The organism is Amycolatopsis solani, assembly GCF_033441515.1.
Classification (GTDB): Bacteria; Actinomycetota; Actinomycetes; order Mycobacteriales; family Pseudonocardiaceae; genus Amycolatopsis; species Amycolatopsis solani.
Genome location: NZ_JAWQJT010000003.1, coordinates 688,102 through 714,608 on the forward strand (window position 1 = coordinate 688,102; position 26,507 = coordinate 714,608).

Annotated in this window: 29 protein-coding genes; 10 read left to right on the plus strand and 19 right to left on the minus strand. The window is 71.0% G+C overall.

What is annotated here, in order from left to right:
* Nucleotides 1-29 precede the first annotated feature (29 nt).
* A complete protein-coding gene (locus tag SD460_RS35780; protein ID WP_290052787.1) occupies nucleotides 30-485 on the minus strand; it encodes an Lrp/AsnC family transcriptional regulator in 456 nt (151 codons plus the stop codon).
* 109 nt (nucleotides 486-594) lie between these two features.
* Between SD460_RS35780 and SD460_RS35785 the strand changes: the two genes are divergently transcribed.
* The gene (locus SD460_RS35785) at nucleotides 595-1,002 is read left to right on the plus strand and encodes a DUF2000 domain-containing protein (RefSeq protein WP_290052788.1); all 408 of its coding nucleotides are present in this window, start codon (nucleotides 595-597) and stop codon (nucleotides 1,000-1,002) included.
* 2 nt (nucleotides 1,003-1,004) lie between these two features.
* On the opposite strand, the gene SD460_RS35790 is transcribed toward SD460_RS35785, so the two are convergent.
* The 3 genes from SD460_RS35790 to SD460_RS35800 all read right to left on the minus strand — a co-directional run bounded on the left by SD460_RS35790 (nucleotide 1,005) and on the right by SD460_RS35800 (nucleotide 2,807).
* A complete protein-coding gene (locus SD460_RS35790; protein WP_290052789.1) occupies nucleotides 1,005-1,535 on the minus strand; it encodes a snapalysin family zinc-dependent metalloprotease in 531 nt (176 codons plus the stop codon).
* Between the two features lie 130 nt (nucleotides 1,536-1,665).
* Nucleotides 1,666-2,445 (minus strand): signal peptidase I, encoded by a 780-nt coding sequence (lepB, locus tag SD460_RS35795; protein ID WP_290052791.1) that lies wholly within the window; start codon nucleotides 2,443-2,445, stop codon nucleotides 1,666-1,668.
* Nucleotides 2,446-2,474: 29 nt separating this feature from the next.
* A complete protein-coding gene (locus SD460_RS35800) occupies nucleotides 2,475-2,807 on the minus strand; it encodes a YnfA family protein (protein WP_290052794.1) in 333 nt (110 codons plus the stop codon).
* 17 nt (nucleotides 2,808-2,824) lie between these two features.
* Here SD460_RS35800 and SD460_RS35805 point away from each other — a divergent pair, with 17 nt between their 5' ends.
* Nucleotides 2,825-3,610: a DUF4184 family protein gene (locus tag SD460_RS35805; protein ID WP_290052796.1), complete on the plus strand. Its 786-nt coding sequence runs from the start codon at nucleotides 2,825-2,827 to the stop codon at nucleotides 3,608-3,610.
* On the opposite strand, the gene SD460_RS35810 is transcribed toward SD460_RS35805, so the two are convergent.
* Genes SD460_RS35810 through SD460_RS35840 form a run of 7 tightly spaced genes read right to left on the minus strand, consistent with a single transcriptional unit; the run spans nucleotide 3,600 to nucleotide 9,973 of the window.
* On the minus strand, nucleotides 3,600-4,001 hold the full coding sequence (locus SD460_RS35810; protein WP_285483013.1) for a metal-sulfur cluster assembly factor: 402 nt from the start codon (nucleotides 3,999-4,001) through the stop codon (nucleotides 3,600-3,602). The genes SD460_RS35805 and SD460_RS35810 overlap by 11 nt on opposite strands.
* Nucleotides 3,998-4,447, minus strand: coding sequence for a Fe-S cluster assembly sulfur transfer protein SufU (gene sufU / locus SD460_RS35815; protein WP_290052801.1), 450 nt, complete (start codon nucleotides 4,445-4,447; stop codon nucleotides 3,998-4,000). Before sufU ends, SD460_RS35810 begins: the two co-directional genes overlap by 4 nt.
* On the minus strand, nucleotides 4,444-5,733 hold the full coding sequence (locus SD460_RS35820; RefSeq protein ID WP_290052803.1) for a cysteine desulfurase: 1,290 nt from the start codon (nucleotides 5,731-5,733) through the stop codon (nucleotides 4,444-4,446). Before SD460_RS35820 ends, sufU begins: the two co-directional genes overlap by 4 nt.
* Nucleotides 5,734-5,772: 39 nt before the next feature.
* Nucleotides 5,773-6,543, minus strand: a complete 771-nt coding sequence (gene sufC, locus SD460_RS35825) for a Fe-S cluster assembly ATPase SufC (protein WP_290052805.1) — start codon at nucleotides 6,541-6,543, stop codon at nucleotides 5,773-5,775.
* A gap of 27 nt (nucleotides 6,544-6,570) precedes the next feature.
* Nucleotides 6,571-7,743 carry a Fe-S cluster assembly protein SufD gene (gene sufD / locus SD460_RS35830; protein WP_290052806.1) on the minus strand — a complete coding sequence of 391 codons (1,173 nt, stop codon included), beginning with the start codon at nucleotides 7,741-7,743 and terminating at the stop codon, nucleotides 6,571-6,573.
* Nucleotides 7,744-7,745: 2 nt separating this feature from the next.
* Entirely contained in the window at nucleotides 7,746-9,194 is a 1,449-nt protein-coding gene (gene sufB, locus SD460_RS35835) for a Fe-S cluster assembly protein SufB (RefSeq protein ID WP_290052808.1), read from the minus strand.
* Nucleotides 9,191-9,973 (minus strand): helix-turn-helix transcriptional regulator, encoded by a 783-nt coding sequence (locus SD460_RS35840; protein ID WP_290052886.1) that lies wholly within the window; start codon nucleotides 9,971-9,973, stop codon nucleotides 9,191-9,193. Before SD460_RS35840 ends, sufB begins: the two co-directional genes overlap by 4 nt.
* Nucleotides 9,974-10,111: 138 nt before the next feature.
* Here SD460_RS35840 and mptB point away from each other — a divergent pair, with 138 nt between their 5' ends.
* The 5 genes from mptB (at nucleotide 10,112) to SD460_RS35865 (ending at nucleotide 15,585) form a co-directional block, all read left to right on the plus strand.
* The gene (gene mptB, locus SD460_RS35845; RefSeq protein WP_438860569.1) at nucleotides 10,112-11,764 is read left to right on the plus strand and encodes a polyprenol phosphomannose-dependent alpha 1,6 mannosyltransferase MptB; all 1,653 of its coding nucleotides are present in this window, start codon (nucleotides 10,112-10,114) and stop codon (nucleotides 11,762-11,764) included.
* 6 nt (nucleotides 11,765-11,770) lie between these two features.
* On the plus strand, nucleotides 11,771-12,697 hold the full coding sequence (locus tag SD460_RS35850) for an ABC transporter ATP-binding protein (protein WP_290052810.1): 927 nt from the start codon (nucleotides 11,771-11,773) through the stop codon (nucleotides 12,695-12,697).
* Nucleotides 12,694-13,479, plus strand: coding sequence for an ABC transporter permease (locus SD460_RS35855; RefSeq protein ID WP_290052812.1), 786 nt, complete (start codon nucleotides 12,694-12,696; stop codon nucleotides 13,477-13,479). Before SD460_RS35850 ends, SD460_RS35855 begins: the two co-directional genes overlap by 4 nt.
* A 165-nt stretch (nucleotides 13,480-13,644) precedes the next feature.
* A complete protein-coding gene (locus SD460_RS35860; RefSeq protein WP_290052814.1) occupies nucleotides 13,645-14,604 on the plus strand; it encodes a COX15/CtaA family protein in 960 nt (319 codons plus the stop codon).
* 63 nt (nucleotides 14,605-14,667) lie between these two features.
* Complete coding sequence (locus tag SD460_RS35865; protein ID WP_290052816.1) at nucleotides 14,668-15,585, plus strand: acyl-CoA desaturase; 918 nt, start codon at nucleotides 14,668-14,670, stop codon at nucleotides 15,583-15,585.
* Nucleotides 15,586-15,775: 190 nt separating this feature from the next.
* On the opposite strand, the gene SD460_RS35870 is transcribed toward SD460_RS35865, so the two are convergent.
* Nucleotides 15,776-16,909, minus strand: a complete 1,134-nt coding sequence (locus SD460_RS35870) for a hypothetical protein (RefSeq protein WP_290052817.1) — start codon at nucleotides 16,907-16,909, stop codon at nucleotides 15,776-15,778.
* Nucleotides 16,910-17,093: 184 nt separating this feature from the next.
* Between SD460_RS35870 and SD460_RS35875 the strand changes: the two genes are divergently transcribed.
* Complete coding sequence (locus SD460_RS35875; RefSeq protein WP_290052818.1) at nucleotides 17,094-17,216, plus strand: hypothetical protein; 123 nt, start codon at nucleotides 17,094-17,096, stop codon at nucleotides 17,214-17,216.
* Here SD460_RS35875 and SD460_RS35880 read toward each other — a convergent pair whose 3' ends face one another.
* Nucleotides 17,217-18,077 carry an ATP-grasp domain-containing protein gene (locus SD460_RS35880; protein WP_290052821.1) on the minus strand — a complete coding sequence of 287 codons (861 nt, stop codon included), beginning with the start codon at nucleotides 18,075-18,077 and terminating at the stop codon, nucleotides 17,217-17,219.
* Complete coding sequence (locus tag SD460_RS35885) at nucleotides 18,074-18,373, minus strand: hypothetical protein (protein ID WP_290052823.1); 300 nt, start codon at nucleotides 18,371-18,373, stop codon at nucleotides 18,074-18,076. The genes SD460_RS35880 and SD460_RS35885 overlap by 4 nt, the downstream gene beginning before the upstream one ends.
* A 92-nt stretch (nucleotides 18,374-18,465) precedes the next feature.
* On the opposite strand from SD460_RS35885, the gene SD460_RS35890 reads away from it, so the two are divergent.
* A complete protein-coding gene (locus tag SD460_RS35890) occupies nucleotides 18,466-19,434 on the plus strand; it encodes a quinone oxidoreductase family protein (protein WP_290052825.1) in 969 nt (322 codons plus the stop codon).
* Here the strand turns inward: SD460_RS35890 and SD460_RS35895 are convergent.
* The 5 genes from SD460_RS35895 to SD460_RS35915 form a co-directional block, all read right to left on the minus strand.
* Entirely contained in the window at nucleotides 19,424-19,645 is a 222-nt protein-coding gene (locus tag SD460_RS35895) for a cold shock domain-containing protein (RefSeq protein ID WP_290052826.1), read from the minus strand. The genes SD460_RS35890 and SD460_RS35895 overlap by 11 nt on opposite strands.
* Nucleotides 19,646-19,647: 2 nt before the next feature.
* On the minus strand, nucleotides 19,648-20,214 hold the full coding sequence (locus tag SD460_RS35900) for an FKBP-type peptidyl-prolyl cis-trans isomerase (RefSeq protein ID WP_290052827.1): 567 nt from the start codon (nucleotides 20,212-20,214) through the stop codon (nucleotides 19,648-19,650).
* Between the two features lie 10 nt (nucleotides 20,215-20,224).
* Entirely contained in the window at nucleotides 20,225-22,462 is a 2,238-nt protein-coding gene (locus SD460_RS35905; protein ID WP_318307356.1) for a HelD family protein, read from the minus strand.
* 60 nt (nucleotides 22,463-22,522) lie between these two features.
* Nucleotides 22,523-22,987 carry a hypothetical protein gene (locus SD460_RS35910; protein ID WP_290052830.1) on the minus strand — a complete coding sequence of 155 codons (465 nt, stop codon included), beginning with the start codon at nucleotides 22,985-22,987 and terminating at the stop codon, nucleotides 22,523-22,525.
* Nucleotides 22,988-23,118: 131 nt separating this feature from the next.
* Entirely contained in the window at nucleotides 23,119-24,099 is a 981-nt protein-coding gene (locus SD460_RS35915; RefSeq protein ID WP_290052832.1) for a heme o synthase, read from the minus strand.
* 295 nt (nucleotides 24,100-24,394) lie between these two features.
* Between SD460_RS35915 and tkt the strand changes: the two genes are divergently transcribed.
* A complete protein-coding gene (gene tkt / locus SD460_RS35920) occupies nucleotides 24,395-26,494 on the plus strand; it encodes a transketolase (RefSeq protein WP_290052833.1) in 2,100 nt (699 codons plus the stop codon).
* The last annotated feature ends 13 nt before the right edge of the window (nucleotides 26,495-26,507 follow it).

Consider the following 26,507-nt stretch of genomic DNA (forward strand, 5'->3'; position numbering starts at 1 on the left):
CGGTTCGCGCTCGGTCAGGCCGGCCCCGGTCACGACGACGGCGTCACGACGGTGCGGCGGAAGTGGTCGAAGATGACCGACGTCCGGACGTCGACGATCTCCTTGCGCTGGGTCAGCCGGTCGAGGACGAAGCCGCTCAGCTCGTCGTTGTCGGCGACCGCGATGTGCAGCAGGAAGTCGTCGCTGCCGGACATCACGAATACCGACAGCACCTCGGGCAAGCCGGTGACGAACGCGCGGAACGACTCGATCACCGCGCGGTCCGGCGGGCGCAGCCGGACGGCCACCATCGCCTGCACGCCCCGGCCGATCTTCTTCAGGTCGACGTCGACGTGGTGGCCGCGCACGATGCCGCGCCGGGTCAGCTCCCGCACGCGTTCGAGGCAGGTCGACTGCGCGATGTGCAGGCGGCGGGCGAGCTCCTTATTGGTCTGCTTCGCGTCTTCCTGAAGCAGGGTCAGCAACGCCGCATCAAGTTCGTCCACCGGCGCCTCGTTCTCCCCCGCGGCGAGCAGGATTCGGGATTTCCCGCACCTTACCGAATCTGGCACGGAGTTCACCGCGTCGGACCCGTGGACTGGCTACCGTGGCGCCATGATCACCAAATGTGCCATCGTGGTCAGCGAAGAGCTGCCCACCGGGCTCGCGGCGAACGCCGCCGGCGTCCTCTCGGTGACCTTGGGCCACCGCGTCGACGGCCTGGTCGGCGCCGACGTCGAGGACGCCGACGGCGTCGCCCACCCCGGGATCATCGCCACTCCGCTGCCGATCCTGACGGCGACGCGCGCGAAGGTCGCCGCCCTCGTGCGGGCCGCGGCCGAGGACGACGAACTCTTCTTCGTCTCCTTCAGCGCGCTCGCCCAGAGCTGCCGGACCTACGCCGAGTACACCGGCCGGCTGGCGGCCACCGGCACCGCGGACCTCGACAGCGTCGGCGTCGCCGTGCACGGCCCGCGCAAGCGCGTCGACCGGCTCGTGGGTTCCCTTCCCCTGCTGCGCTGACCTCAGCGCACCGACACGCGGGTTTCGGTCCGGGCCGCCGCGAAGCCGTTCACCCACAGGGATTGGACCTTCGCCGTCTCGGCCGAGTCCGGCTTCGCGTTCTTGCACGCCGTGCCCGGGCCGTGGCCGGACATCAGCTCGGTGCACGGGCCGGTGTAGTGGTCGGGCAGGCCGAGGTTGTGGCCGAGTTCGTGCGCGGCGATCCGGGTCGGGTCGTAGCCCTCGGCGACCTGGCTCGTGTCGAGGTAGATGTCGCCGCGGCCGTGGCCGTTCGTGTTCGTGTACGAGCCGCCGCTGTGGATCTCGTGGAACTTGATCGTCGCGCTCGTGTTCCGCTTGACCAGCTTCACGTCGGTGACGGCGGCGTTCCAGTTCGCCGCGCCCTGGTCGATCTGGGCGAGGTAGTCCGGCGCGCCCGACGAGCTGTAGTAGAGCATCGTGACAGCGGCCGCCGAAGCTTCGGGAGCGAATCCGAGGGCCAGCGGGGCCACCAGCGCCAGGGCCGCGATCCGGGCGATCACGCGTGCGTCCATCGTGTCTCCTTCGTCCGATTCAGAGAACACTTCACCGTCGTTCGAGCGATCAGGTTAGAAGTCCACGAGCCGGGCGGGCCACGGCCGAAAGTAGTTCCCTCGCGTGCTCGGACCTCCCCCCTGCTGGTGATCAGCGCCCTGGTGGGCCTGCGGCTGCTCTTCGTCGTCTTCCGGCGATCCGGACGAGGGTCACGACCAGCCCGATGAGCCCGGCGGCGACCAGCGCCGCCCCGCCGAGGAACCACCACCGCATCCCGGCCACGGTCCCGTCGGCGTACGGCGCGCCCGGTAAACCCGCGTCGGTGAAGGCGGTCGTGGGGGCCAGCGGCGTCAGGTGCAGCACGGACCCGGTGCCGACCACGAACCCGGTGACCGCGGAAAGCGGGAGGACGCCGAGGAAACGCGAATCGCGGGCCCGGCCCCGCTCGTCGCCGAGCACGAACACCTGGCCCTCGTGCACGCGCGTGAGGTACGGCGTGGTGGCCTCCGGGTCGTGCGCGTACGCGTCCTGGCTGAGGTAGGTCTCGCTGATCGCCTTGCCGTCGACCGAGAGCTGCCCGCCGGTGCAGCAGGCGACGACGTCCCCGCCGACCGCGACCACGCGCAGCGCCGCGAGCCCCGCGGAGTCCGGGTGGGCGAAGGCGCCGCGGTCGAACACGACCAGGTCCCCACGGTCGACCGCCTCGCCGTGGCGGACCCACACGAGGGCCGATTCCCCCGGCCGGATGGTCGGGTTCATCGCCGCGCCCGGGACCCGGTAGGACCGGTAATCGTGGGCCGCCGTGCCCAGGCTGGAGGCCACCGCACCGAGACCGGTCAGCGTCACGACGAGCCACGCCACGAAGACGGGTGAGATCCGGCGGCGCTTCGGCGGTGCAGGCGGCGCCGGCGGGAACGCGAGTTCGTACACGGTGACCTATCGGGCCCCGACCGGCGCCGTTACCCCGTCCGGGGCGCGTACATGATCACCGCGACCCCCGCCAGGCACAGCAGTGCGCCGATCACGTCGTAGCGGTCCGGGCGGTAACCGTCCGCCACCACGCCCCAGGCCAGTGAACCCGCCACGAAGACCCCGCCGTACGCCGCGAGGATGCGGCCGAAGTGGGCGTCCGGCTGGAGGGTGGCCACGAAGCCGTACACGCCCAAAGCCAGCAGGCCGCTGCCGATCCAGAGCCAGCCGCGGTGTTCGCGGACGCCCTGCCAGACCAGCCAGGCGCCGCCGATTTCGCAGACCGCCGCGGCGAGGAACAGGAGGATCGAGCGCAGGACCACCCCGGGATACTAGCTTCGTGCCGTTCACGCTGAGTCATCCCGCCGCCGTGCTACCACTGGCGAGACGGCCGCTGGTGACCTCCGCGCTCGTCGCCGGGTCGGTCGCGCCCGACGTCTTCTGGTTCGTCCCGCGGCTGCCCGGGATCGGGCTGACGAAGACCCACGAGTTCGCCTCGGTCCTCTGGCTCGATCCGCTCCTCGCACTGGCGATCCTGGCCGTGTTCCACGTTCTCTTGAAACAGCCCTTGCTCGCCCTCGCGCCGAAACCCCTGGCCGAACGGCTCCCCCGGCAGAGCTTCGGCTGGAAGCGGCCGGGCTGGATCGCCCTCTCCCTGGTGCTCGGCGCCGCCACGCACGTCGGATGGGATGCCTTCACCCACGAGAGCGACGGCTTCCCGTTCCTGCGGATCCCGCTGGTCACCGGGGTCGACGTCGGGCGGCTGATCCAGCTGGTCAGCACGATCGCGGGCGCCGGGATCCTCGCGTGGTGGCTGCGGAACTGGTACCGCACCGCGCCCGCCGGCCCGGCGCCGGAAAGGCCCCGCCACCGCACGCCGGTGCTCGCGTTCCTGGCCGCCGGCGCGCTGGCCGGCGTGGTGCTCGAGGTGCTGCCGTTCTTCGCCCACCACGACCCGATGACCGGCGCGGGCGTCTTCGGCAACGCGACCTACCTCGCGGTCACCGGCGCCGGCAGCGGGTTCCTCGTCGCGCTCGGGCTCTACGCCGTTTGGTATAGGGCGTTATACACAAAGCGGGCCACCCCGGAGGGTGACCCGCTCGGCGAACCAGAACTCAGACGGTGAAGCCGAGGGCGCGCAGCTGCTCGCGGCCGTCCTCGGTGATCTTCTCCGGGCCCCACGGCGGCATCCAGACCCAGTTGATCCGGAAGTCCTTGACCAGTCCGCCGCTGGTCAGCGCGGCGCTCGTCTGGTCCTCGATGACGTCGGTCAGCGGGCAGGCCGCCGAGGTCAGCGTCATGTCGATGGTGGCCGTGTTGTCCTGCTCGACGCGGATGTCGTAGACCAGGCCGAGGTCGACCACGTTGATGCCGAGCTCCGGGTCGACGACGTCGCGCATGGCTTCCTCGACGTCCTCGAGCTTGGCGAGGTCGAGGTCCTGCGTCGCGGTGGTCTCGGCGTCGAGGTCGGCGGCGGTCCGGCCCTCGCGAGCGTCGGTGGCGGTGTCTTCGGTCATGCTTTCTCAGCTCCGTTGGTGGTCCGGGCGACGGCGTCCTTGAAAGCCATCCAGCCGAGGAGGGCGCACTTGACGCGGGCCGGGTACTTGGCAACGCCCGCGAAGGCGATCCCGTCCTCCAGCACGTCCTCGTCCGGCTCGATCTTTCCCTTGCCCTGCATCAGTTCCACGAAGGCGTCCATGGTGGTGAACGCTTCGTCAAGCGTGTGCCCGACGACGAGATCCGTCAAGACCGACGTCGAAGCCTGGCTGATCGAGCAGCCCTGGCCGTCGTAGGAGACGTCGGCGACCTTCCCGTCGTCGATCTTGACCCGCAGCGTCACCTCGTCGCCGCAGGTCGGGTTGACCTGGAACGACTCGGCGTCGAACGGGTCACGCAGGCCGCGGCCGTGCGGGTTCTTGTAGTGGTCCAGGATGATCTCCTGGTACATGCTTTCCAGGTTCACCGCGCCACCCCGAAGAACTTCTGAGCCTCGCGAACACCCGCCACCAGGGCGTCCACTTCGGACAGCGTGTTGTAGAGGTAGAACGACGCGCGCACGGTCGCCTGGGCGTTGCACGCGCGGTGCAGCGGCCACGCGCAGTGGTGGCCGACGCGGACGGCGATGCCGAGGCTGTCGAGCACCTGGCCGGCGTCGTGCGGGTGCACGCCGTCGATCACGAACGACACGGTCGCGCCGCGGTCCGCCAGGTCCGTCGGCCCGATGATCCGGACGCCCGGGATCGCGCCGACGCCTTCGAGGGCCGCCGCGGCGAGCTCGTGCTCGTGCGCCGCGATGCGGTCCATCCCGATGGCCGAGAGGTAGTCCACGGCCGCGCCGAGGCCGATGGCCTGCGACGTCATCGGCACGCCGGCCTCGAACCGCTGCGGCGGCGGCGCGAAGGTGGAGCCCTCCATGCGGACCATCTCGATCATCGAGCCGCCGGTCAGGAACGGCGGCATCGCTTCGAGCAGCTCGGTGCGCCCGTAGAGGACGCCGATGCCGGACGGGCCGAGCATCTTGTGGCCGGAGAACACGGCGAAGTCGACGCCCAGCGCGTGGAAGTCGACCGCGAAGTGCGGCACCGACTGGCAGGCGTCGAGCACCGTGAACGCGCCGACGGCCTTGGCCTTTTCGACCAGCAGCGAGACCGGGTTGACCGTGCCGAGCACGTTGGACTGGTGCGCGAACGCGACCACCTTCGTGCGCTCGGTGATCAGCTCGTCCACATCGGACAGGTCGAGCCTGCCCTCGGGAGTCACCTTGAACCACTTCAGCGTCGCCCCGGTGCGCTGGCAGAGCTGCTGCCACGGCACGAGGTTCGCGTGGTGCTCCATCTCGGTGATGACGATCTCGTCACCCGGGCCCACGACGAAGCGCGCGGCTTCGGGGCCCGCGGTGGCGGCGTTGCCGAACGAGTAGGCGACCAGGTTGATGCCCTCGGTGGCGTTCTTGGTGAACACCAGCTCCTCGGGGTCGGCGCCGGCGAACTCGGCGATCTTCGCCCGGGCGGACTCGTAGGCGTCGGTCGCTTCTTCGGACAGCTGGTGCGCGCCGCGGTGGACCGCGGCGTTCGACGTCACGACGTAGTGCCGCTCGGCGTCGAGCACCGCGGTCGGGCGTTGCGACGTCGCCCCGGAGTCCAGGTACACCAAGGGTTTCCCGTCGCGGACGGTGCGCGACAGGATGGGGAAGTCGGCCCTGAGGGCCGCCACGTCGAGTGGCACAGAGCTGGCCGAGGTGGTGGTCATCGGGCCGACTCCTCTCTTCTCGGTGTAGTGCAGGCGAAATCAGATAGCGGCGGGCTCGGGCTTGCCCACGTACTTGACGTAGCCGTTTTCCTCGAGCTCGTCCGCCAGCTCCTTGCCGCCCGACTCGACGATCTTGCCTCCGGCGAAGACGTGCACGAAGTCCGGCGTGATGTGCCGCAGGATCCGGGTGTAGTGCGTGATCAGCATGACGCCGACCTCGCTCGAAGCCTTGTACGCGTTGACGCCGTCGGAGACGACGCGCAGGGCGTCGACGTCCAGGCCGGAGTCGGTCTCGTCGAGGATGGCGAACTTCGGCTTGAGCAGCGCCAGCTGCAGGATCTCGTGGCGCTTCTTCTCGCCGCCGGAGAAGCCCTCGTTGACCGAGCGCTCGGCGAACTCCTGCGAGATCTCGAGCTTGCCCATCTCCTCCTTGACCTCCTTGACCCAGTGGCGCAGCTTGGGAGCCTCGCCACGGACCGCGGTGGCCGCGGTGCGGAGGAAGTTGGACATGGAGACGCCGGGGACCTCGACCGGGTACTGCATGGCCAGGAAGAGGCCGGCGCGGGCGCGCTCGTCGACGCTCATCTCGAGCACGTTCTCGCCGTCGAGCAGGACCTCGCCCGAGGTGACTTCGTACTTCGGGTGCCCGGCGATCGCGTAGGACAGGGTGGACTTGCCGGAGCCGTTGGGGCCCATGATCGCGTGCGTCTCGCCCGACTTGATGGTCAGGTTGACGCCCTTGAGGATCTCCTTGGCGCCTTCGTCGGTGTTGACCGAGGCGTGCAGGTCCTTGATTTCCAGGGTAGCCATTTCTTCGTTTCCTAAGTCAGAGAGCGGTCAGGCGCCAACGGCTTCGAGTTCGGCTTCGATCGCGGCTTCGAGGCGCTCGCGCACCTCGGGGACGTCGATCTTGACCAGGATCTCGTGGAAGAACCCGCGCACGACCAGGCGCCGCGCGGCTTCTTCGGCGATCCCGCGCGACTGGAGGTAGAACAACTGCTCGTCGTCGAACCTTCCCGTCGCGCTCGCGTGGCCGGCACCTTCGATCTCGCCGGTCTCGATCTCGAGGTTCGGCACGGAGTCCGCGCGCGCCCCGGGCGTGAGCACGAGGTTGCGGTTGAACTCGTAGGTGTCGGTGGCCTCGGCCGCGGCGCGGATCAGCACGTCGCCGATCCAGACCGTGTGCGCGCCCTCGCCCTGCAGCGCGCCCTTGTAGCCCACGCGCGACTTGCAGTTGGGGACCGCGTGGTCCACGAAGAGGCGGTGTTCCTGGTGCTGGCCGCCGTCGGCGAAGTAGACGCCGAGCATGTCGACGTCGCCGCCCTTGTCGGTGAAGGTCGCCGTCGGCGAGACGCGGACCAGGTCACCGCCCAGGGTGATCACGGTGTGCCGCAGCGCGGCGTCGCGGCCCAGCTTGAGGTGCTGCTCGGAGACGTGCACCGCGTCGTCGGCCCAGTCCTGGACGCTGACCACGGTGACCTTGGCGCCGTCGCCGATGACGAACTCGACGTTGTCGGCGTAGGTGCCGGAGCCGACGTGGTCGAGCACGATGACGGCTTCGGCGAACGCCTCGGCGCGGACCTGCAGGTGCCCGTAGGCGACCTGGTCGGCACCCGGGCCGTGGATGCGCAGCACCGACGGCTTGGACGCCTTGGTCTCCTTGGGCACCGTCACGACGGTGGCCTTGGTGAACGAGGAGTACGCCTGGGCGGCGATCCGGTCGCTCGGGACGCCGGCCTGGCCCAGCCGCGAGTCGTCGCGGCTGACGGTCTCGATGGTGAGTTCGGGGGCGGCGTCGGTTTCCAGCGTGATCTCGCCGGTGGCGGGCGCGCTGCCGTCGTGCAGGCCGCGCAGCCGCTTCATCGGCGTGAAGCGCCAGTTCTCCTCACGGCCGCCCGGGACCTCGAAGGCCTCGACGTCGTAGGAGGTGAAGCGCTCCGCGCGGGAGGCCGCCGGAATGACGGCCCCCTTGCGAAGCGACTCCGAAACGTTGTTCTCGGTAACCGACATGACTAGCCGACGGACCCTTCCATCTGGAGCTCGATCAGGCGGTTCAGCTCGAGCGCGTACTCCATCGGCAGCTCACGCGCGATGGGCTCGACGAACCCGCGCACGATCATCGCCATCGCCTCGGCCTCGTCGAGACCGCGCGACATCAGGTAGAACAGCTGCTCTTCGCTGACCTTCGACACCGTGGCCTCGTGGCCCATGGACACCTCGTCGTTGCGGATGTCCACGTACGGGTAGGTGTCCGAGCGCGAGATGGTGTCCACCAGCAGCGCGTCGCAGACGACGCTGGAGCGCGAGTGGTGCGCGCGCTTCGCGACGCGGACCAGGCCGCGGTACGAGGTGCGGCCACCGCCGCGCGCCACCGACTTCGACACGATGGTCGAGGACGTGTGCGGCGCGAGGTGCTCCATCTTGGCGCCCGCGTCCTGGTGCTGGCCCTCGCCCGCGAACGCGACCGACAGGACCTCGCCCTTGGCGTGCTCGCCCATGAGGAACACCGACGGGTACTTCATCGTCACCTTGGAACCGATGTTGCCGTCGATCCATTCCATGGTCGCGCCCTCTTCGCACTTGGCGCGCTTGGTGACCAGGTTGTAGACGTTGTTCGACCAGTTCTGGATGGTCGTGTAGCGGCAGCGGGCGCCCTTCTTGACGATAATCTCCACGACCGCCGAGTGCAGCGAGTCGGACTGGTAGATCGGCGCCGTGCAGCCCTCGACGTAGTGCACGTACGCACCTTCGTCGACGATGATCAGGGTCCGCTCGAACTGGCCCATGTTCTCGGTGTTGATCCGGAAGTAGGCCTGCAGCGGGATGTCCACGTGCACGCCCTTCGGCACGTAGATGAACGAGCCGCCGGACCAGACCGCCGTGTTCAGCGCGGAGAACTTGTTGTCGCCGGCCGGGATGACCGAGCCGAAGTACTCCTCGAACAGCTCCGGCTGCTCCTTGAGCGCCGTGTCCGTGTCGAGGAAGAGGACGCCCTGCTTCTCGAGGTCCTCGCGGATCGAGTGGTAGACGACCTCGGACTCGTACTGCGCCGCGACACCGGCGACGAGGCGCTGCTTCTCCGCCTCGGGGATGCCCAGCTTGTCGTACGTGTTCTTGATGTCCTCGGGCAGGTCTTCCCAGCTCGCAGCCTGCTTCTCGCTGGAGCGGACGAAGTACTTGATGTTGTCGAAGTCGATCCCGGAGAGGTCGGCCCCCCAGTTGGGCATGGGCTTCTTCTCGAAGAGCTTGAGCGCCTTCAGTCGCGCTTCGCGCATCCACTCCGGCTCGGACTTCTTCCCGGAGATGTCGGTGACGACATCTTCGTTCAGCCCGCGACGGGCGCTGGCGCCCGCTTCGTCGGAGTCGGCCCAGCCGAACGCGTACTTGCCAAGGGACTCGATGGTCTCTTCCTGGCTCAGTGGCGCGGTGGTGGGAGTGCGCTGCTCGGCAGCGGCAGTCATGCGGGTTTCCCTCCATTCGGGATCCGTGCTGTGTGCCCCTCGGGGGACACCGTTCTCCCCGGCTCGGGATGGGCCGGGTTGTTCCCCGTCGTGACGGGAACGTGGGTGGTGCACGCGGAGTCACCGCGGGCAATGGTCGCCAGCCGCTGGACGTGGGTGCCCAGCAGCCGCGCGAACGCCTCCGTCTCGGCCTCGCACAGCTGCGGGAACTCCGCGGCGACGTGGGCGACCGGACAGTGGTGCTGGCAGAGCTGAGCGCCTACGTTCTGACCAGGTGCGGGCGCGGCGACCTGACGGGTCGACGCAGCGTAGCCCTCCCTGCTCAGGGCGGTCGCCAAGGCCTCCGCGCGCGCCGCCGGATCACTCGAACCGGTGATCGCCGGGCGGTGCGGGCCGACCAGCTTCTCGACGCGCTGCTCGGCGAAGGCGCGGACGGCGTCTTCCCCGGCGTGCTCGGCGAGGAAGCGGATGGCGGAGACGGCGAGGTCGTCGTAGGCGTGGCCGAAGCGGGCGCGGCCGGGCTCGGTGAGGAGGAACAGCTTCGCCGGACGGCCCCGGCCCCGGGGGCCGCGGCGCGGCGCGTCCCGGGTCTCGGCCTCACCGTCGGCGAGCAGCGCGTCCAGGTGCCGCCGGACGGCCGCCGGGCTGATCCCGAGCTGCTCGGCGACCACGACGGCGGTCATGGGACCCTGTTCCAGCAGCAGCCGGGCGACCTCTTGGCGGGTCTTGCCCTCCGCGCTGACCTGCGACGGGACGTGCGGGTGTGTGGCGCGGGGCATGTCGCCGCCCGCCTGGTCACCCGCCTCCGTCTTTTTCACAACACAAGTGTGTCTTATTTCCCCGCGGTCGGCAAAGGCGGGGTGTCCGGCAGTGACCCGACTCACTCCGGGGCGGACCGATACCCTGCACCAGTGGCAGTGGGTGAGCAGGACCAGCAGACGACCGTGATCGCGACCGGGAGTGCCCACCCCGTGACGCTTTCGCCCGTCCTCCCCCGCGAACCGCTCCCCCTCGAGGCCTGCGAGCAGCGCGGGCTCAACGTCGTGCGCCGGTTCGGCACGATCGGGTCGCTCTTCCTCGCGCTCGGCTCGCTCGGCGCCGGCGCCGCCCCCGTGATCAACCCGGTGCAGGAGATCCCGGTGCTGCGGCTGTTCACCCGGATCCCGACGGTGTCGCTGGCCATCGCCATCTCCGGCATGGGCATCCTGGTGCTGAGCTGGCTGATGCTCGGCCGGTTCGCCCGCCCCGACCGCGCCCGGCTCGCGTCGCAGGGCCAGCTCGCGCGCACCATCGCACTGTGGGTGCTGCCGCTGCTGGTGATCCCGCCGCTGTTCTCCCGCGACGTCTACAGCTACCTCGCGCAGAGCGAGATCGTGCACCGCGGGATGGACCCCTACGTGCTCGGCCCGGCGCAGGCGCTCGGCGTCGCCGACCCGTACACCGCGGGCGTGTCGAACATGTGGCGCGAGACGCCGGCCCCGTACGGGCCGCTGGTGCTGCGCCTCGGCGGCTGGCTGGCGCCACTGGCCGGCAACAGCATCGCGGTCGGCGTGCTCCTGCAGCGCGTGCTCGCGCTGGCCGGCGTCGTCCTCATCGTCTGGGCGCTGCCGCGGCTGGCGCGCCGCTTCGGCGTCCAGCCCGCGACCGCGCTGTGGCTCGGCGCGCTGAACCCGCTGCTGATCTTCCACTTCGTCGCCGGCGCCCACAACGACGCGCTCGCCGTCGGCCTGATGCTGGCCGGGCTGGAGGTGGGCATCCGGAAGCTGCCGATCCGGGTGAAGGGCGACACGCCCCCGCCGCTGGCGCGCGGCGAACTGCTCTACATCGGGCTGGGGGTGGCGATCATCACCCTCGGGGTCGCGGTGAAGCTGCCCGCGGTCTTTGCGCTGCCGTTCTTCGCCGTGATGGTCGCGCGGCGCTGGCACGGCAGGCTGAAGGACCTCTTCCTGGCGGGCGCGCCGATGGCGGCGTGGTTCGGCCTCGTGCTGGTCGCCGTCTGCTTCGGCACCGGGCTCGGGTTCGGCTGGGTCGGGGCGACGTTCAACACCCCCGGGCTCGTCCGGTCGTGGATCTCCCCCACCGCCGAGCTGGCCAACCTCTCCGGCGTCCTGGGCATCGCGCTCGGCCTCGGCAACCACACCAACGGCCTGGTGCCGATCCTCGGCGCGCTCGGCTACCTCGTCGCCGTCGCCATCACCTTCAAGTTCCTGTGGGACAGCTTCAAGTGGCGCTACCGGCCGATCATCGGGCTCGGCGTGTCGCTGGGCGCGGTGATGATCCTGCAGATCAACCTGCAGCCCTGGTACGTGCTGTGGGCGGTGATCCCGCTGGCCGCCGCGGCGGGGACGTCCCGCTTCCGGGTGGCCGCGACGGTGCTGTCCGCGGCCCTGCCGTTCCTGCTCCCGCCGACCGGCAGCACCTTCGACGGCCGCCCGTACGTGCTGCCGTTCGCCTACGTCGCGGCGATCGTCGTCTGCGGCGGCGGGATGCTGATCGTGCGGCGGCTGGCGCCCGTGCTGCTCTCCAGGCCGTCCCCGCGGCTGCCCGCGCGGGCCGACGCCGTATCGTGACCCGATGTGAGTGCCCCCGCCGTCGAGATCACCGGGCTGGTCAAAAGCTACGGCTCCACCCGCGCGGTCGACGGTCTCGACCTGCGGATGGAGCGCGGCAGCCTGCTCGCCCTGCTCGGCCCGAACGGGGCCGGCAAGACCACCACCGTCGAGATCTGCGAAGGCTTCCTGAAGCCTGACGCGGGTTCGGTCCGGGTGCTGGGGCTCGATCCGGTGCGCGAGTCGGCCGCGCTGCGCCCCCGCGTCGGGATCATGCCCCAGGGCGGCGGCGCCTACCCCGGCGTCCGCGCCGACGAGATGCTCGGGCTGGTCGCCTCGTGCGCGGCTTCCCCGCTGGACCCGGCCTGGCTCCTCGACACCCTGGGGCTGTCGTCGGTGCGCCGGACGCCGTTCAAGCGCCTCTCCGGCGGCCAGCAGCAGCGCCTGTCACTGGCGTGCGCCCTGGTCGGGCGCCCCGAGCTGGTGTTCCTCGACGAGCCGACGGCGGGCATGGACCCCCAGGCCCGCCGCCTGGTGTGGGACCTCCTGGCGGCGCTGCGCCGCGACGGCGTGTCGGTGCTGCTGACCACGCACCTGATGGAGGAGGCGGAGGCGCTGGCCGACACGGTGGTGATCGCCGACCACGGCAAGGTCGTCGTCTCCGGCGCGCCCCAGTCCCTGACGGTGGACGAATCCGGCACGGCGGGGTTGCGCTTCAAGGCCCGCACCCGGCTCGACACGGAGTTGCTGACGGCGGCCCTGCCCGAGGGCTACGCGGTCCGCGAATCGGCCCCGGGCACGTACGTCGTGGCCGGCTCGATCGACCCGCAGGTCGTCTCGACGGTCACGGCGTGGTGCGCGCAGCAGGGCGTGCTGCCCGAGGAGCTGCAGGTGGGGAAGCGGACGCTCGAAGAGGTCTTCCTGGAGCTGACCGGACGGGAGCTGCGGGCATGACGGCCTTCGAACCGGGCACCTTCACCCCCGCCCCGGGCCGCGGCTCGCTGGGCCGGATGCTGCGCACGCACGCGCGGGTCGAAGCGAGCCTGACGCTGCGCCACGGCGAGCAGGTGCTGCTGACGCTGCTTATCCCGCTGGCGCTGCTGATCGGGTTGTCGCTGCTGGACATCCTGCCCGCCTCGTCGCTGGGTTCGACGTCCAAAGTGGACTGGATCACGCCCCGGATCCTGGCGCTGGCGGTGATGTCGTCGGCGTTCACCGGCCAGGCGATCGCCCTGGGCTTCGACCGGCGTTACGGGGTGCTGAAGCGCCTGTCGGCGACGGCGTTGCCGCGGTGGCTGCTGGTGGCCGGCCGGGTGGTGGCGGCGCTGGTGGTGGTCGTCCTGCAGGCGGTGATCATCGGCGTGGTGGCGGCGTTCCTGGGCTGGTCGCCGTCGCTGTCCGGCCTGTTCTCGGCGGTGCTGCTGCTGGTGCTGGGAACTCTCGCTTTCGGGGCACTGGGCGTTCTCCTGGGTGGCGCCTTGCGGGCGGAAGCCGTGCTGGCGCTGGCGAACATCGTCTGGTTCGTGCTGCTGCTGGCGGGCGGGATCCTGCTGGCGCCGTCGTCGTTGCCGTCCGGGCTGGCTTTCGTCGTCGAGCTGCTGCCGTCGGGGGCTTTGGCCGAGGGCCTGCGTGCCGCGCTGGTCGACGGGGCGTTCGCGCCGGGGCCGATGCTGGTGCTGGCCGTCTGGGCGGTACTGGCGGGCGCGCTGGCTTCGCGGACCACGAAACTCACCTGAGTACGGCGCAGGTTGTCGTGAGTGTTTAGGAGGGTTAGAACCCTCCTAAACACTCACGACCCTGGTCCCCGTGCGGGCGTGACCTAGGTCCCTTGTGGCCACACCGCCGTTCTGGGCGCCGGGACCGGCCGGAAGCCGCGTTTCCGCGCGCTCTACCATCGATGGGTGCCGTTCACCAGCCTCGTCGCCCGTCTGCCGTTTCCGTCCGCCGCCGTGCAGCGGGCCGTCGGGATCGCCGCGGTCCTCGCGCAGGCGCTGATCGGCGTCACCGGCTCCATCGTGCGCGTCACCGGCTCCGGGCTCGGCTGCCCGACCTGGCCGCAGTGCGTCGCCGGCAGCCTCGTGCCGAAGCACGACTCCGGCATCGACGCGCTCAACCAGTGGATCGAGTTCGGCAACCGGCTGCTCACCGGCGTCGTCATCCTGGTCGCCGCGGTCGCCGTCGTCACGGCGTGGCGCGTGCAGATCGACCACCCGGGCCGCAAGCGCCTGGTGAAGCTGGCCTGGACGATGCCCGGCGGCGTGGTGCTGCAGGCCGTCGTCGGCGGGCTCACCGTGCTCGCGAAGCTGGAGTGGTGGACGGTCGCGATCCACTTCCTCGCCACCACTCCCCTCGTCTGGCTCGCCGTCCTGCTGCTGCGCGCGTTCCGCGAAGGCGACGAGCCCGCGCGGTCACTGGTGCCCGGCCGCTCGGTCCTGGTCGCGCTGGCCGTCGTGATGTGGCTGGTGCTCGCGGCCGGCACAACGGTCACCGGCGCCGGCCCGCACAGCGGCGACATCAACACGCACCGCCTGGCCGTCTCGGTGGAGACGCTCGCCCAGGTCCACGGCGGGCTCCTGGTGCTCTACCTGCTGCTGCTGGCCGTGTTCGGCCTGCAGCTGCTGCGTGCCGGCGCGCCGAAGAGCCTGTGGCAGCGCTACACCGTGGTGTGGGTGGTCGCGGTCGCCCAGGGCGGGCTCGGTTCGCTGCAGTACGCGCTGGGCGTGCCGGAGGCGATGGTGTCGTTCCACGTCCTCGGCGCGATGGCGGTCATCATCGCGACGGCGTCCCTGTGGACCGGCAGCCGCGACCGCGGCCCGGCGATCTCGCTGGCACCCGCGTCCCGCGAACTCGCCGCCGCCTGACCGCAACGCCACCTTAACTCCACGTCGGCGTGCCCGTTTCGCGCGTCGGATACTGTTCGCGCCATGACCTCGCGCGCCGCCCCCAAGCCGCTGATCTCCCACCGCCGCGGCACGGGCGAGATGATCGTGCTCAAGACGTTCCTGCTGGTGCCCTTCGCGGCGCTGCTCATCGCCGTCCCGCTGGTCTGGGGCTGGGGCATGACCTGGCTCGACCTGGTCCTCGCGGCGGCGTTCTACGTCTTCGCGACGCTGGGGGTGACGGTCGGCTACCACCGCTACTTCACCCACGGCGCGTTCAAGGCCTCGCGCCCGCTGCGGGTGGTGCTGGCCATCGCGGGCAGCATGGCGGTCCAGGGTTCGGTGATCTTCTGGGTGGCCAGCCACCGCCGCCACCACGCGTTCGCCGACCGCGAGGGCGACCCGCACTCCCCCTGGCTCTTCGGCACCACGCCGTCGGCGCTCCTGCGTGGCTTCTGGCACGCGCACATGGGCTGGATGTTCGGCCGCGAGGTGACCAACGCGGACCGCTTCGCCCCGGACCTGGTGGCGGACGGCGACCTGCGGTGGGTCAGCCGCCACTTCTGGCTGTGGATCACGCTGAGCCTGGCCCTCCCGGCCGTGCTGGGCGGGCTGCTTTCGTGGTCGTGGTGGGGAATGGTGACGGCGTTCTTCTGGGCCGGCCTGGTGCGGATCGCGTTCCTGCACCACGTGAGCTGGTCGGTGAACTCGGTGTGCCACCTGATCGGCGAGCGCCCGTTCGCCAGCCGCGACCGCGCCGCCAACTTCTGGCCGCTGGCGGTGCTTTCGATGGGCGAGTCCTGGCACAACTCGCACCACGCGGACCCGACGTGCGCGCGGCACGGGGTGCTGCGCGGGCAGGTCGACATCTCGGCGCGGGTGATCCGGACGTTCGAGCAACTGGGCTGGGCGACGGACGTCCGGTGGCCGCGAGCGGATCGGCTGGCCGCCAAGCGGGCCTGAGCTCACCCACGGTAATCTCTTCTCGCGGACAGTAGTCCGCTGGTCCGAACAAGTACACAGAGGGAGAGAGCGCGTGGTGCACCACGACCACGCCGGTGGCGGCGGCGAAGGCGGCGGCAACACCGGCAACTGAGGTCAGCGCTCTCCGGGGAAGGGAATGAAGCCACGTTGGCGTGATGTGGCTTCGTTTTCACCGCTCCGGCCACCTGAACGCGATGCCGTACTCCTCCCGCGGCTGGCAAGCCCCTTCGAAGGTGTGCTGCACGAACCCGTCGCCGACGTCGAGCAGGCGTGGATCACCCGGCGCCGGCCGCCGCAGCCGCTCCACCTCGAGCTGCTCCGCGTACCACCAGCAGGCTTCCGGCAAGCAGGCTTCGTCGAACTTGACCCGGATCGTCAGCCCGCCCGGCGCCACGCCGTGGTGATCGACCTTGACGCTGATCCACCTCCGCTCCTCGTCGAGTTTCCGGTCCAGCGCCTCGGAAACGAACGCGTAGGGCTCGTCCAGCCGCAGTTTCCGCCGGAAGCGCAGCCTGGCCGTCACGGGGTCGCCCGGGTCTTCGCCGGGCACCGCGACCAGGCGGCAGTTCCACAGGGCCACCACGGGCAGCTCGGTGAGGTTCCCGCTCCACCCCGTCCCCGCTTGGACGTCGTAGCCGTCGAGACCGTCTTGGCGAGCGACCACGTCCCGCTCGGTGATGCGGCGCAACGCCGTCCGCCGGTGCATGACGACGGTGACGAGCATCCGCGCCACGAACACCGGCTGCGCGCCTTCGGAAGGAGTGCGGAACCCCTCCGGGACCCCGCCGCCGGGCAGGGTTCCCGCCATGGCCGAACGTCCGATCTCCACGTAGGGCAGCCAGTCTTCGCCCTCGAGGTGGCCGAGCCGGCCCGCGACGGCGGCGGCGAGCATTTCGAGCGCGCCGGCCCAGGCTTTGTTCATCGGCGTGTTCGACAGCGGTTTCCGGCCCCCGAAAAGACCGCGCACGTCGGCCAGCTGGCCGAACCGTTCGCCGAGGGTCGGCGCCCAGCCGCTGTCCGGAACGGGCGGCAGCCGGAACGCCGCCAGCAGCACGAAATGCTCCCGCGGTTCCACCACCGAGCCCAGCTTGCCGATTTCGTCGACGACCAGTCCCCAGATCGCGCACGCGCGCGATTCCGGCGTGGCCGACGGCAGCGAAGCGGTCGGGCCGACGAGACAGCCGAGCACGGTCGCGGTGCCGCCCGACGAGGATTCGGCCGCACGCCGGAGCGCGCCGAGCAGGTCGTCGTCGCGGCGCCGGGCCAGCGATCCCAGCGCCGCCTTTTCGGGAAGCCCCGGCAAAGATCGACAATCCGCAGAAAAGTCCGGCAAGCAGAAACACCTCCGCACCACCAAAGATCATTTCCGATCGCAGCCCCGGCACGGCACCCTGAAAGGGGCGTACTAGTACACCATAGAGAGGGGTAGTACAGTGGGCAATGGTGAGCTCGGGTCCGGCCGCGACTATTCCCGGAGCCTGCGGAAATTGATCAAAGCCGGCCTCGCCGGAATCGGCGGGCTCTATTTGATCACCGGCTCGGTGGCGGTGACCACGATCGGCGCCGTCGTCGCGCTGGCGCTCGCCGCGGTGCAGCGAGCCGCCAGGTGACTACGCCAGCTGCTGCCGCACCGCGGACGCGAACCGCATCGCCGCGGCCGGGTCCGCCTGGCGGAAGCCCAGGGACGGCTCCGTCAGTTCCAGCTCCAGCAGCAGCGGCTTCCCGTCCGCTCCGGTCACCAGGTCCACCCGGGCGTACAGCAGCTCCGCCCGCAGGATCCCCAGCAGCGCCGACGCCGCGTCGAGGACGTCCTCGGCCAGCGCCACCGCTTCCGCGGGCGGCGAAGCCGCGGCCAGTTCCTCGGACAGGTACAGGCCCGAAGGATCCATTGTGGACCCCAGCATCGCGCCCTTCGAGAAGGCGTGCGAGTAGATCCCGCCCAGGTAAACCAGCGCCAGCTCGCCCGCGGTGTCCACACTGGACTGGTACGGCTGGATCAGCGCCGAGTGCCCTTCGGAATGCAGGGCGGCCACGTGCGAAGAGGCGTCGTCCCCGGCCGCGAACCGGGCCGCGCCGCGGGAACCCGCGCCCACCGACGGCTTCACCACGAAGTCCGACGACGGGAACCGGGCGGTGTCACCGGGTGCGACCACCGAAGTCGGCACCACGGCCAGGCCCGCGTCGAGCAGCTCGGTCAGGTACGACTTGTCCGTGTTCCACCGGACGACGTCGGCGGAATTCAGCAACGTCGGCACCGACTCGCACCAGGCGAGGAACTCCGGGCGCCGGGACGCGTAGTCCCAGGTCGCACGCAGGATCACCGCGTCCGCCGCGGAAAAGTCGAACGAAGAATCCCAGGGCGCCCACGACACCGAGAAGCCCAGTGCCGACAGAGCGGGCACCACGGCGTCGTCGTCGCCGTCCCCCGAAGGGAGTTCCGCGCAGCTGACCAGGACCGCGGTGGGGCTCACCGGCCCGCCATCTTGCGGCGGTGCTCCGGGCCGATCTTGGCCTGGTTGACCGTCTCCGCGTCCCAGGACGCGGCTTCGAGGTCTTCGACGGCTTCGACCAGCGCTTCGCCGGTCGCGACGGTGGGCACCACGACGTCGCCGAGCGCGCCATCGGCACCGACGAGCACCACGCGGGCGCCGGCCCGGCCGATGTTCTCCACCACCGCGCGGGACGGCTTGCCGTGCGCCTTCACGAACTTGCGCGCCGCGGTCAGCTGCGCGCTGGTCGGCGGGACCGTCTCTTCAGCTTCAGACACGTCCCGAACGATAACCAAGAACCGGCCGGAACGCGGAACAGCGTGGCGTCGGCCATAGTTGGACCCGGGAGAACCCGACCCGAGGAGGACGCATGCCCACCGCAGTGCAGGTGACGAAGACCGGCGGCCCGGAAGTGCTCGAACCGGCCGAAGTGGACGTCCCGGCCCCGCAGGCCGGCGAGCTGCTGGTGGACGTCGCCGCGGCCGGGGTCAACTACATCGACACCTACCAGCGCCAGGGCATCTACCCGATGGAGCTGCCGGTCGTGCTCGGCCTCGAGGGTGCCGGCACGGTCGTCGAAGCGGGCGCCGGCTCGGGCTTCGCGGCCGGTGACCGCGTCGCGTGGCAGGGCTCGCTCGGCAGCTACGCGGCCCGCAAGCTGGTGCCGGCGTCGATCGCCGTGCGGGTGCCCGAGGGCGTCTCCCTGGAGACCGCCGCCGCGACCATGCTGCAGGGCATGACCGCGCACTACCTGGTCGCCTCGACGTTCGAGGTCAAGGCGGGCCACGACGTCCTGGTGCACGCGGCCGCCGGCGGGGTCGGGCTGCTCCTGGTCCAGCTGGCGAAGGCACGCGGTGCCCGCGTCATCGGCACGGTGTCGACCGAGGAGAAGGAGAAGCTCGCGCGCGAGGCCGGCGCCGACGAGGTGATCCGCTACGACCGCGACGACTTCGCCCAGCTCACCCGGGAGCTGACCGGCGGCGAGGGCGTCGACGTCGTCTACGACGGCGTCGGCAAGGACACCGTGGACGGCAGCCTCGCCAGCCTCAAGATCCGCGGCCTGCTGGCGCTGTTCGGCGCCTCCAGCGGCCCGGTCCCGCCCCTGGACCCGCAGCGCCTCAACTCGGGCGGCTCGCTGTACCTGACCCGCCCGACGTCCGCGCACTACACGCGCACGCGCGAGGAGATCGACTGGCGCTCGAAGGAGCTGTTCGACGCGATCCTCGCGGGCGAGCTGACCGTCCGCATCGGCGGCAAGTACCCCCTGTCCGACGCGCGCAAGGCCCACGAAGACCTGCAGGCCCGCCGGACGACCGGCAAGCTGCTGCTCATCCCTTGACCCACACCGCGCGCCAGTGGAAGCCGTCCTGCTCGGCGCGCTCGGCGGTGAACTCGACCTCGGCACCCGCGAGCAGCTCCCGGAACGCCCCCGGCGGCCCCTCGACCATCGAGTAGTGCACCCAGACGGGGTCGTCGAAGCCCGGCGCTTCGACGACCCCCCAGCCGTCGTCACGGTGCCATTCCCGCACGCGGCCGCGGTGCACGGTCACGGCTAGCCCTGGTTGCCCGGCACCGACACGGCGTCCGTCACGAACACCAGGGTCTCGTTCGGCTTGATCCCGCGGCCGCCCTCGCCGTACGCCAGGTCCGGCGGGATGATCAGGAGGCGGCGGCCGCCCTGTTTGATGCCGGTCAGGCCCTGGTCCCAGCCCGGGATGACCTCGCCCGCGCCCAGGTTCAGGTCGAACGTCTCGCCGCGGTCGTACGAATTGTCGAGCACCTTCTTGTCCGACCACGTCACCAGCAGGTAGTTCATCTTCAGCTGCTGGCCGGCCTTGGCCGGGTTGCCGGTGCCGTCGGACAGGTCCTTCGTGATCAGCTTCTTCGGCGGGTCGCAGTCGGCCGGGATGGTGATTTCGGGCTTCTCGCCGAACTTCCCCGTCGTCTTGACGTCGTCCGCGGTGCACTCGCGGCCCTTGCTCTGGGTCGCCTGGGCGGCGTCCGTCGAGGGGACGGGCGGGCCCGCCGGGGCCGCCGTTCCGGTCTTGGCGTCCTGGCCGCAGGCGGCCAGCGACAGCGCCGCCGCCGCGGCGACCACGAACTTCCCGATCTTCTGCATGCGAGGCACCCTAGCCAAGCACGGAGAGTGCCGGTACCTCGTCACCGGTCCGGACCACGCCGAGCCGCCGGGTCGCGCGCGTCAGGGCCACGTACAGGTCGTTGAGCCCGCGCGGCGAGCCCGCGACGATCTCGTCCGGGGCGAGCAGCACCACCGAGTCGAACTCCAGGCCCTTCGACCGCTCGACGGTCAGCACGCTCAGCCGCTCGTCCGGCGCCCCGAGCAACGCCGAAACCGCGTCGAGCCGGGACGCGGGCACCAGCACCGCCACCGTCCCGCCGTCCACTTCGGACAGCTCGCGGACCACCAGCTCGGGCAGGGCCGACTCGAGCGACGCCGGGCGCTCCGACCACGGCACGACCCCGGTCTCCCGCACCGACGACGGCGCCGCCAGCTCCGGGGAAATCTCCTTCAGCACCCGCGCGGCCACGGCCATGATCTCGGCCGGGGTCCGGTAGTTCACGGTCAGCTCCGCCAGCCGCCACCGGTCCGCGACGTACGGCGAGAGCGCCTCGCCCCACGACCGCGCCCCGCCCGCCGCGCCGGTCTGGGCGACGTCGCCGACCAGCGTCATCGAGCGGTTGGGCGAGCGGCGCATGAGCAGCCGCCAGTCCATCGCCGAGAGCTCCTGGGCCTCGTCGACGATCACGTGCCCGAACGTCCAGGTCCGGTCCTGCGCCGCCCGCTGGGCCGCGGTCAGCTCGCTGCGCGCGACCTGGCGCTCGGCGAACAGCTCGGCGTCGAGGACGTCGGAGACGCGCAGCAGCTCCTCGTCGATGATTTCCTCGTCCTGCTCGAGGATGTCGAGCACGCCCTCGGCGTACGCGCGGTCCTCGCGCTCACGGCGTTTGCGCTCGACGCGGGCCTCGGTGTCGTCGACGCCGATCAGCTCGGCCAGCTCGTCGAGCAGGGGTACGTCGGCCGGCGTCCACTTCGCGTCGCGTCCGCTCTCCAGCAGGGCGCACTCCTCGGGGGACAGCAGCTTCCGGGCCGCGCTCGCGAGGCGTTCGCGGTCGGCGAACAGGTCGTCGAGCACGCCCTCCGGGGTCAGCACCGGCCACAGGGCGTCGAGCGCCGCGGCGACGTGCTCGTCGGCGGCCAGCTCGGCCCGGATGTCGGCCACGTCCTGCCCGTCGAGGAGGTCCTCGCCCAGCTTCCGCGAGGCTTGCCGGGTCAGGGCGTCGAGGACGTCGGAGACGAACAGGCGCCGCGCCGGGTTGTGCGGCCGGCGCGAGCGGCGGGCGCGGGTCCGGGCGTCGGTGCACGTCTTGCGGTCCAGCCGCAGCACGTCGTGCTCGTACTCGATCTCCAGCACCGGCTCGGGCACGCGCTGGCGGTCCCGGACGGCGTTGGCGAGCACGTCGGCCATGACCAGCCGGCCCTTGACCTCCGCCGTCTCCCGCGGCTCGGTGCCCTCGGCGTCGAGCCCCGGGTAGAGCTGCCCGATGGTGGCGAGCAGCACGCCGGTCTCGCCGAGCGAGGGCAGCACCTGGCCGATGTAGCGCAGGAACGTGCTGTTCGGCCCGACGACCAGGACGCCGCGGGTCGTGAGCTGCTGGCGGTGCGTGTAGAGGAGGTACGCCGCCCGGTGCAGGGCGACGGCGGTCTTGCCGGTGCCCGGCCCGCCCTGCACGACCATCACCCCGCCCAGCGGGGCGCGGATGATGCGGTCCTGCTCGGCCTGGATGGTCGCGACGATGTCGCTCATCTCACCCGTGCGCCGCTGCTCCAGCGCCGCGAGCAGCGCGGCCTCGCCGGCCAGCCCGAGGTCCTGGCCCTGGTCGGCGGCGGTGAGGTCGAGGACCTCGTCGTCGAAGCCGGTGACCTTGCGGGTCAGCGACCGCAGGTGCCGCCGCCGGCGCACCCCTTCGGGTGACGCCGCGGTGGCGAGGTAGAACGGCCGCGCGACCGGGGCCCGCCAGTCGACGAGCAGCGGCTGGTAGTCGTCGTCCTCGTCGAAGAGCCCGAGCCGGCCGATGTAGGTGGTCTCTTCGGCGCTCTCGGGGACGAAGTCGAGCCGGCCGAAGGCCAGCCCCTGCTCGACCGAGCCGAGCTGGGCGAGCCGGTCGGTGTAGAGCGTCGTGGCGACGTCGCGCTCGGTGCGGGCCTGCGGGGTCCCGCCGGTCAGGCGCAACGTCTCGTCGAGGCGGCGCTGGGCCTCGGCGCGCTCGGCGTCGAGCTTCGCGTAGAGGGTGGTGACGTACGCCTGCTCGCGGGCGAGCTCGGCGGAGAAGTCGTCCGAAGACAAAGATCCTGCTTTCGCCTCAAGGAAAAGAGCCGGTCAAGTCTAACGACCCCGGCCCCGCGATCATTCCGGCCCGAGGCCGCAGTAGGGGAAGACCTCGCTGCCGGGCGCGACGACGGCCGGCAGTTCCTTCTCCCCCGGCGCGCACGACACGCCCGCCGCCGGCAGTTCCTCGCCACCGGTGAGCCGCCCGGCCGCGTCGCGGTGCAGCACGGCGGCTCCGCGGCTGGTCAGCGCGCGGCAGTTCGCCGAGCGGTAGCGGACACCGGCGGGCCCGGCGGTGGCGGTGACCGGCGTGAAGCCGCCCAGCGCTTCGGGCGCGATCCAGACGGCCACGCCGACCGCGGGCCGGTCGAGGACGACGCCGATCCGTTCGCCCGGGGTGAGCAGCGGCACTTCGACGGTCCGGGAGCCCGACGTCACCGGGATCCGGTACGCGGCGAGGGTGCCGGCGTTCTCGAGCACCGCGACGCCCGGCCCCAGCTCGGCGACGCGCACCTCGCCGCCGTCGGGGGCCGGGCCCGGCACCGCGGTGATCCGGGTGGGGATGGCGCAGCCGCCGGTCAGCAGGGACTCGTCCAGGGCGGGCAGCTTGCCGCGGCCGAGGAAGACGAGCAGGCCCAGGACGACGACCGCGGCGACCGCGGTCCCGATCCGTCTCAGAACGGCAGGCCGAGGGTGGGCAGGCCGATCGCCGAGTCGACGGCCAGCGCGACGAACACGATCATCAGGTACGTGTTCGAGCGGTGGAACAACGCCATCGGCTTGGTCTCTTCCCCGCGCCGCACCGCCGCCTGCAGGCTGTGCGCGTAGAAGAGGAACCAGCCGCCGGCGAGGATCGCGAAGGTGCCGTAGAGCCACGACGTCACCGGGAGCAGCAGCAGCGTCCACGCCACCATCACCCACGAGTAGATGACGATCTGGCGGGCGACGTGCTGGGCGGTGGCGACCACCGGCAGCATCGGGACGCCGGCGCGCTCGTAGTCGTCGCGGTACTTCATGCCCAGCGCCCAGGTGTGCGGCGGCGTCCAGAAGAAGATGACGCCGAACATCACGAACGCCGGCCACTGCACGGTGCCGGTGACCGCGGCCCAGCCGATGACGACCGGCATGCAGCCGGCCGCGCCGCCCCAGACCACGTTCTGCGACGTGCGCCGCTTGAGGCCGAGCGTGTAGACGAAGATGTAGAAGAGGATCGTCGCGACCGCGAGGATCGCCGACAGCAGGTTCACCGTGAGGTAGAGCACGACCGCCGAGGCGACGCCCATCACCAAGCCGAAGACCAGCGCGCCGCGGCGGGGCACCGAGTCCTTCACCAGCGGGCGGCGCTTCGTGCGGTTCATCACCTTGTCGATGTCCGCGTCGATCACGCAGTTGAGCGCGTTCGCGCTGCCCGCGGCCATCGTCCCGCCGACCAGCGTGGCCAGCACCAGCCACGGCGACGGGATCTGACGGCCGGCGAGGAACATCGCCGGGATCGTGGTGACGAGGAGGAGCTCGATCACCCGCGGCTTCGCCAGCGCGGCGTAGGCGCCGACGACCCGGCGGAGGCTTCGCCGGTCACCGTGCGGTCGTTCACCGGTCGGGTGCACGGCGCTGGTGTCGTCACTGCGTCCGTGCGCAGCGTTCACCAACGACATTTCACTCCCTGCGTCAGGTTCGGGTGGGCCGCAGCTCGGTTAGGCGTGGTGGAGCCGAGGAACCCGCCGGACTGAACCCTGAACCGATGTTAGACGTGGTGAATCCCGTGGGTGATCGCGGGTCCTCGACGGGCCGAAGCACTAGGCTGGCCGCGACGGGCCGGGATTGCCCCTGCGCATGGCCGCGAGCAGGAATATCGTCCCTTCGGGATCGATTGAGATAAGTAGCCGCGCGTTCGGGTAGCCGGAACGAGGAAGACCAGCCGCAACCATCATGACCGGGAGTTGGAGTTCAGTGTCCGAAACCGCCACTACCAGCGAGAACAACCCACTCCTGCGGCGCAACACGCCTGCCGACTGGACCGACGCCGACACCCGCGCCGTGGACACCGTCCGGGTGCTCGCGGCCGACGCCGTCGAAAACTGTGGCAGCGGCCACCCCGGCACGGCGATGAGCCTGGCGCCGCTGGCCTACACGCTCTTCCAGCGCACGCTGCGTCACGACCCGAACGACCAGAACTGGCCGGGCCGCGACCGCTTCGTGCTCTCGGCGGGCCACTCGAGCCTCACCCTCTACATCCAGCTGTTCCTCGCCGGCTACGGCCTCGAGCTCGAGGACCTCAAGCAGCTGCGCAAGTGGGGCTCCAAGACCCCGGGCCACCCGGAGTACCGCCACACCGACGGCGTCGAGACCACGACCGGCCCGCTCGGGCAGGGCCTGGCGAACGCCGTGGGCATGGCGATGGCCGCCCGCCGCGAGCGCGGCCTGCTGGACCCGGCCACCGCGCCCGGCGAGAGCATCTTCGACCACTTCATCTACGCGATCGCTTCCGACGGCGACATCGAAGAGGGCGTGACCGCCGAGGCGTCGTCCATCGCGGGCCGCCAGGAGCTGGGCAACCTGATCGTCTTCTGGGACGACAACAAGATCTCCATCGAGGACGACACGAACATCGCCCTCTCCGAGGACACCGTCGCGCGCTACGACGCCTACGGGTGGCACACCCAGGTCGTCGAGGGTGGCGAGGACGTCGTCGCGCTCGAAGAGGCCATCAAGAACGCGAAGGCCGAGACCGGCCGCCCGTCGTTCATCGCGGTGAAGACCGTGATCGGCTACCCCGCCCCGAAGAAGATGGGCACCGGCAAGGCGCACGGCGCCGCGCTGGGCGCCGAAGAGGTCGCCGCGGTCAAGAAGATCCTCGGCTTCGACCCGGAGCAGTCGTTCCAGGTCGAGGACGACGTGCTCAAGCACACCCGCCAGGCGCTCGAGCGCGGCAAGACCGCGCACGCCGAATGGCAGGAGAAGTTCGAGGCGTGGGGCAAGGCCAACCCGGAGCGCAAGAAGCTCGCGGACCGGCTGTCCACGCGCACGCTGCCCGAGGGCTTCGCCGACAACCTGCCGAAGTGGGAGCCGGACGCCAAGGGCATCGCGACCCGCAAGGCCTCCGGTGAGGTGCTCAACGCCCTCGCCGACCCGCTGCCGGAGCTGTGGGGCGGCTCGGCCGACCTGGCCGAGAGCAACAACACCACGATGAAGGGCGCCGACTCGTTCGGCCCGGAGAAGGCTTCCACGGACATGTGGAAGACCAGCCCGTACGGCCGGACGCTGCACTTCGGCATCCGCGAGCACGCCATGGGCTCGATCCTGAACGGGATCGCGCTGCACGGCGGCACCCGCCCGTACGGCGCGACGTTCCTCATCTTCTCCGACTACATGCGTCCGCCGGTCCGGCTGGCCGCGCTGATGAAGGCGCCGGTCACCTACGTGTGGACGCACGACTCGATCGGCCTCGGCGAGGACGGCCCGACGCACCAGCCGATCGAGCAGCTCTCCGCCCTGCGCGCGATCCCGGGCCTCAACGTCGTCCGCCCGGCGGACGCCAACGAGACCGCGTACGCGTGGAAGGCCGTGCTGGAGGACATCCACCACCCGTCCGGCCTGGCGCTGACCCGCCAGAACGTGCCGGTGCTCGAGGGCACCAGCGCCGAGGGCGTCGCCAAGGGCGGGTACGTCCTGGCCGACTCCGACGGCACCCCGGACGTGGTGCTGATCGGCACCGGCTCCGAGGTCCAGCTGGCCGTCGAGGCCAAGAAGGTCCTCGAGGCCGACGGCGTCAAGGCGCGCGTCGTCTCGATGCCGTGCGTCGAGTGGTTCGACGCGCAGGACGCGGCCTACCGCGAATCCGTCATCCCGGCCGGGGTGAAGGCCCGCGTGTCCGTCGAGGCGGGGATCGCCCAGTCGTGGCACCGCTTCACCGGTGACGCCGGGGTGAACGTTTCGATCGAGCACTTCGGCGCCTCCGCCGATGCCGCCACACTGTTCCGTGAGTTCGGGTTCACCACGGAGGCAGTCGTCGACGCGGCCCGCCGCTCGATCGCCAACACCAAGAACTGAAGGGGATGACAGT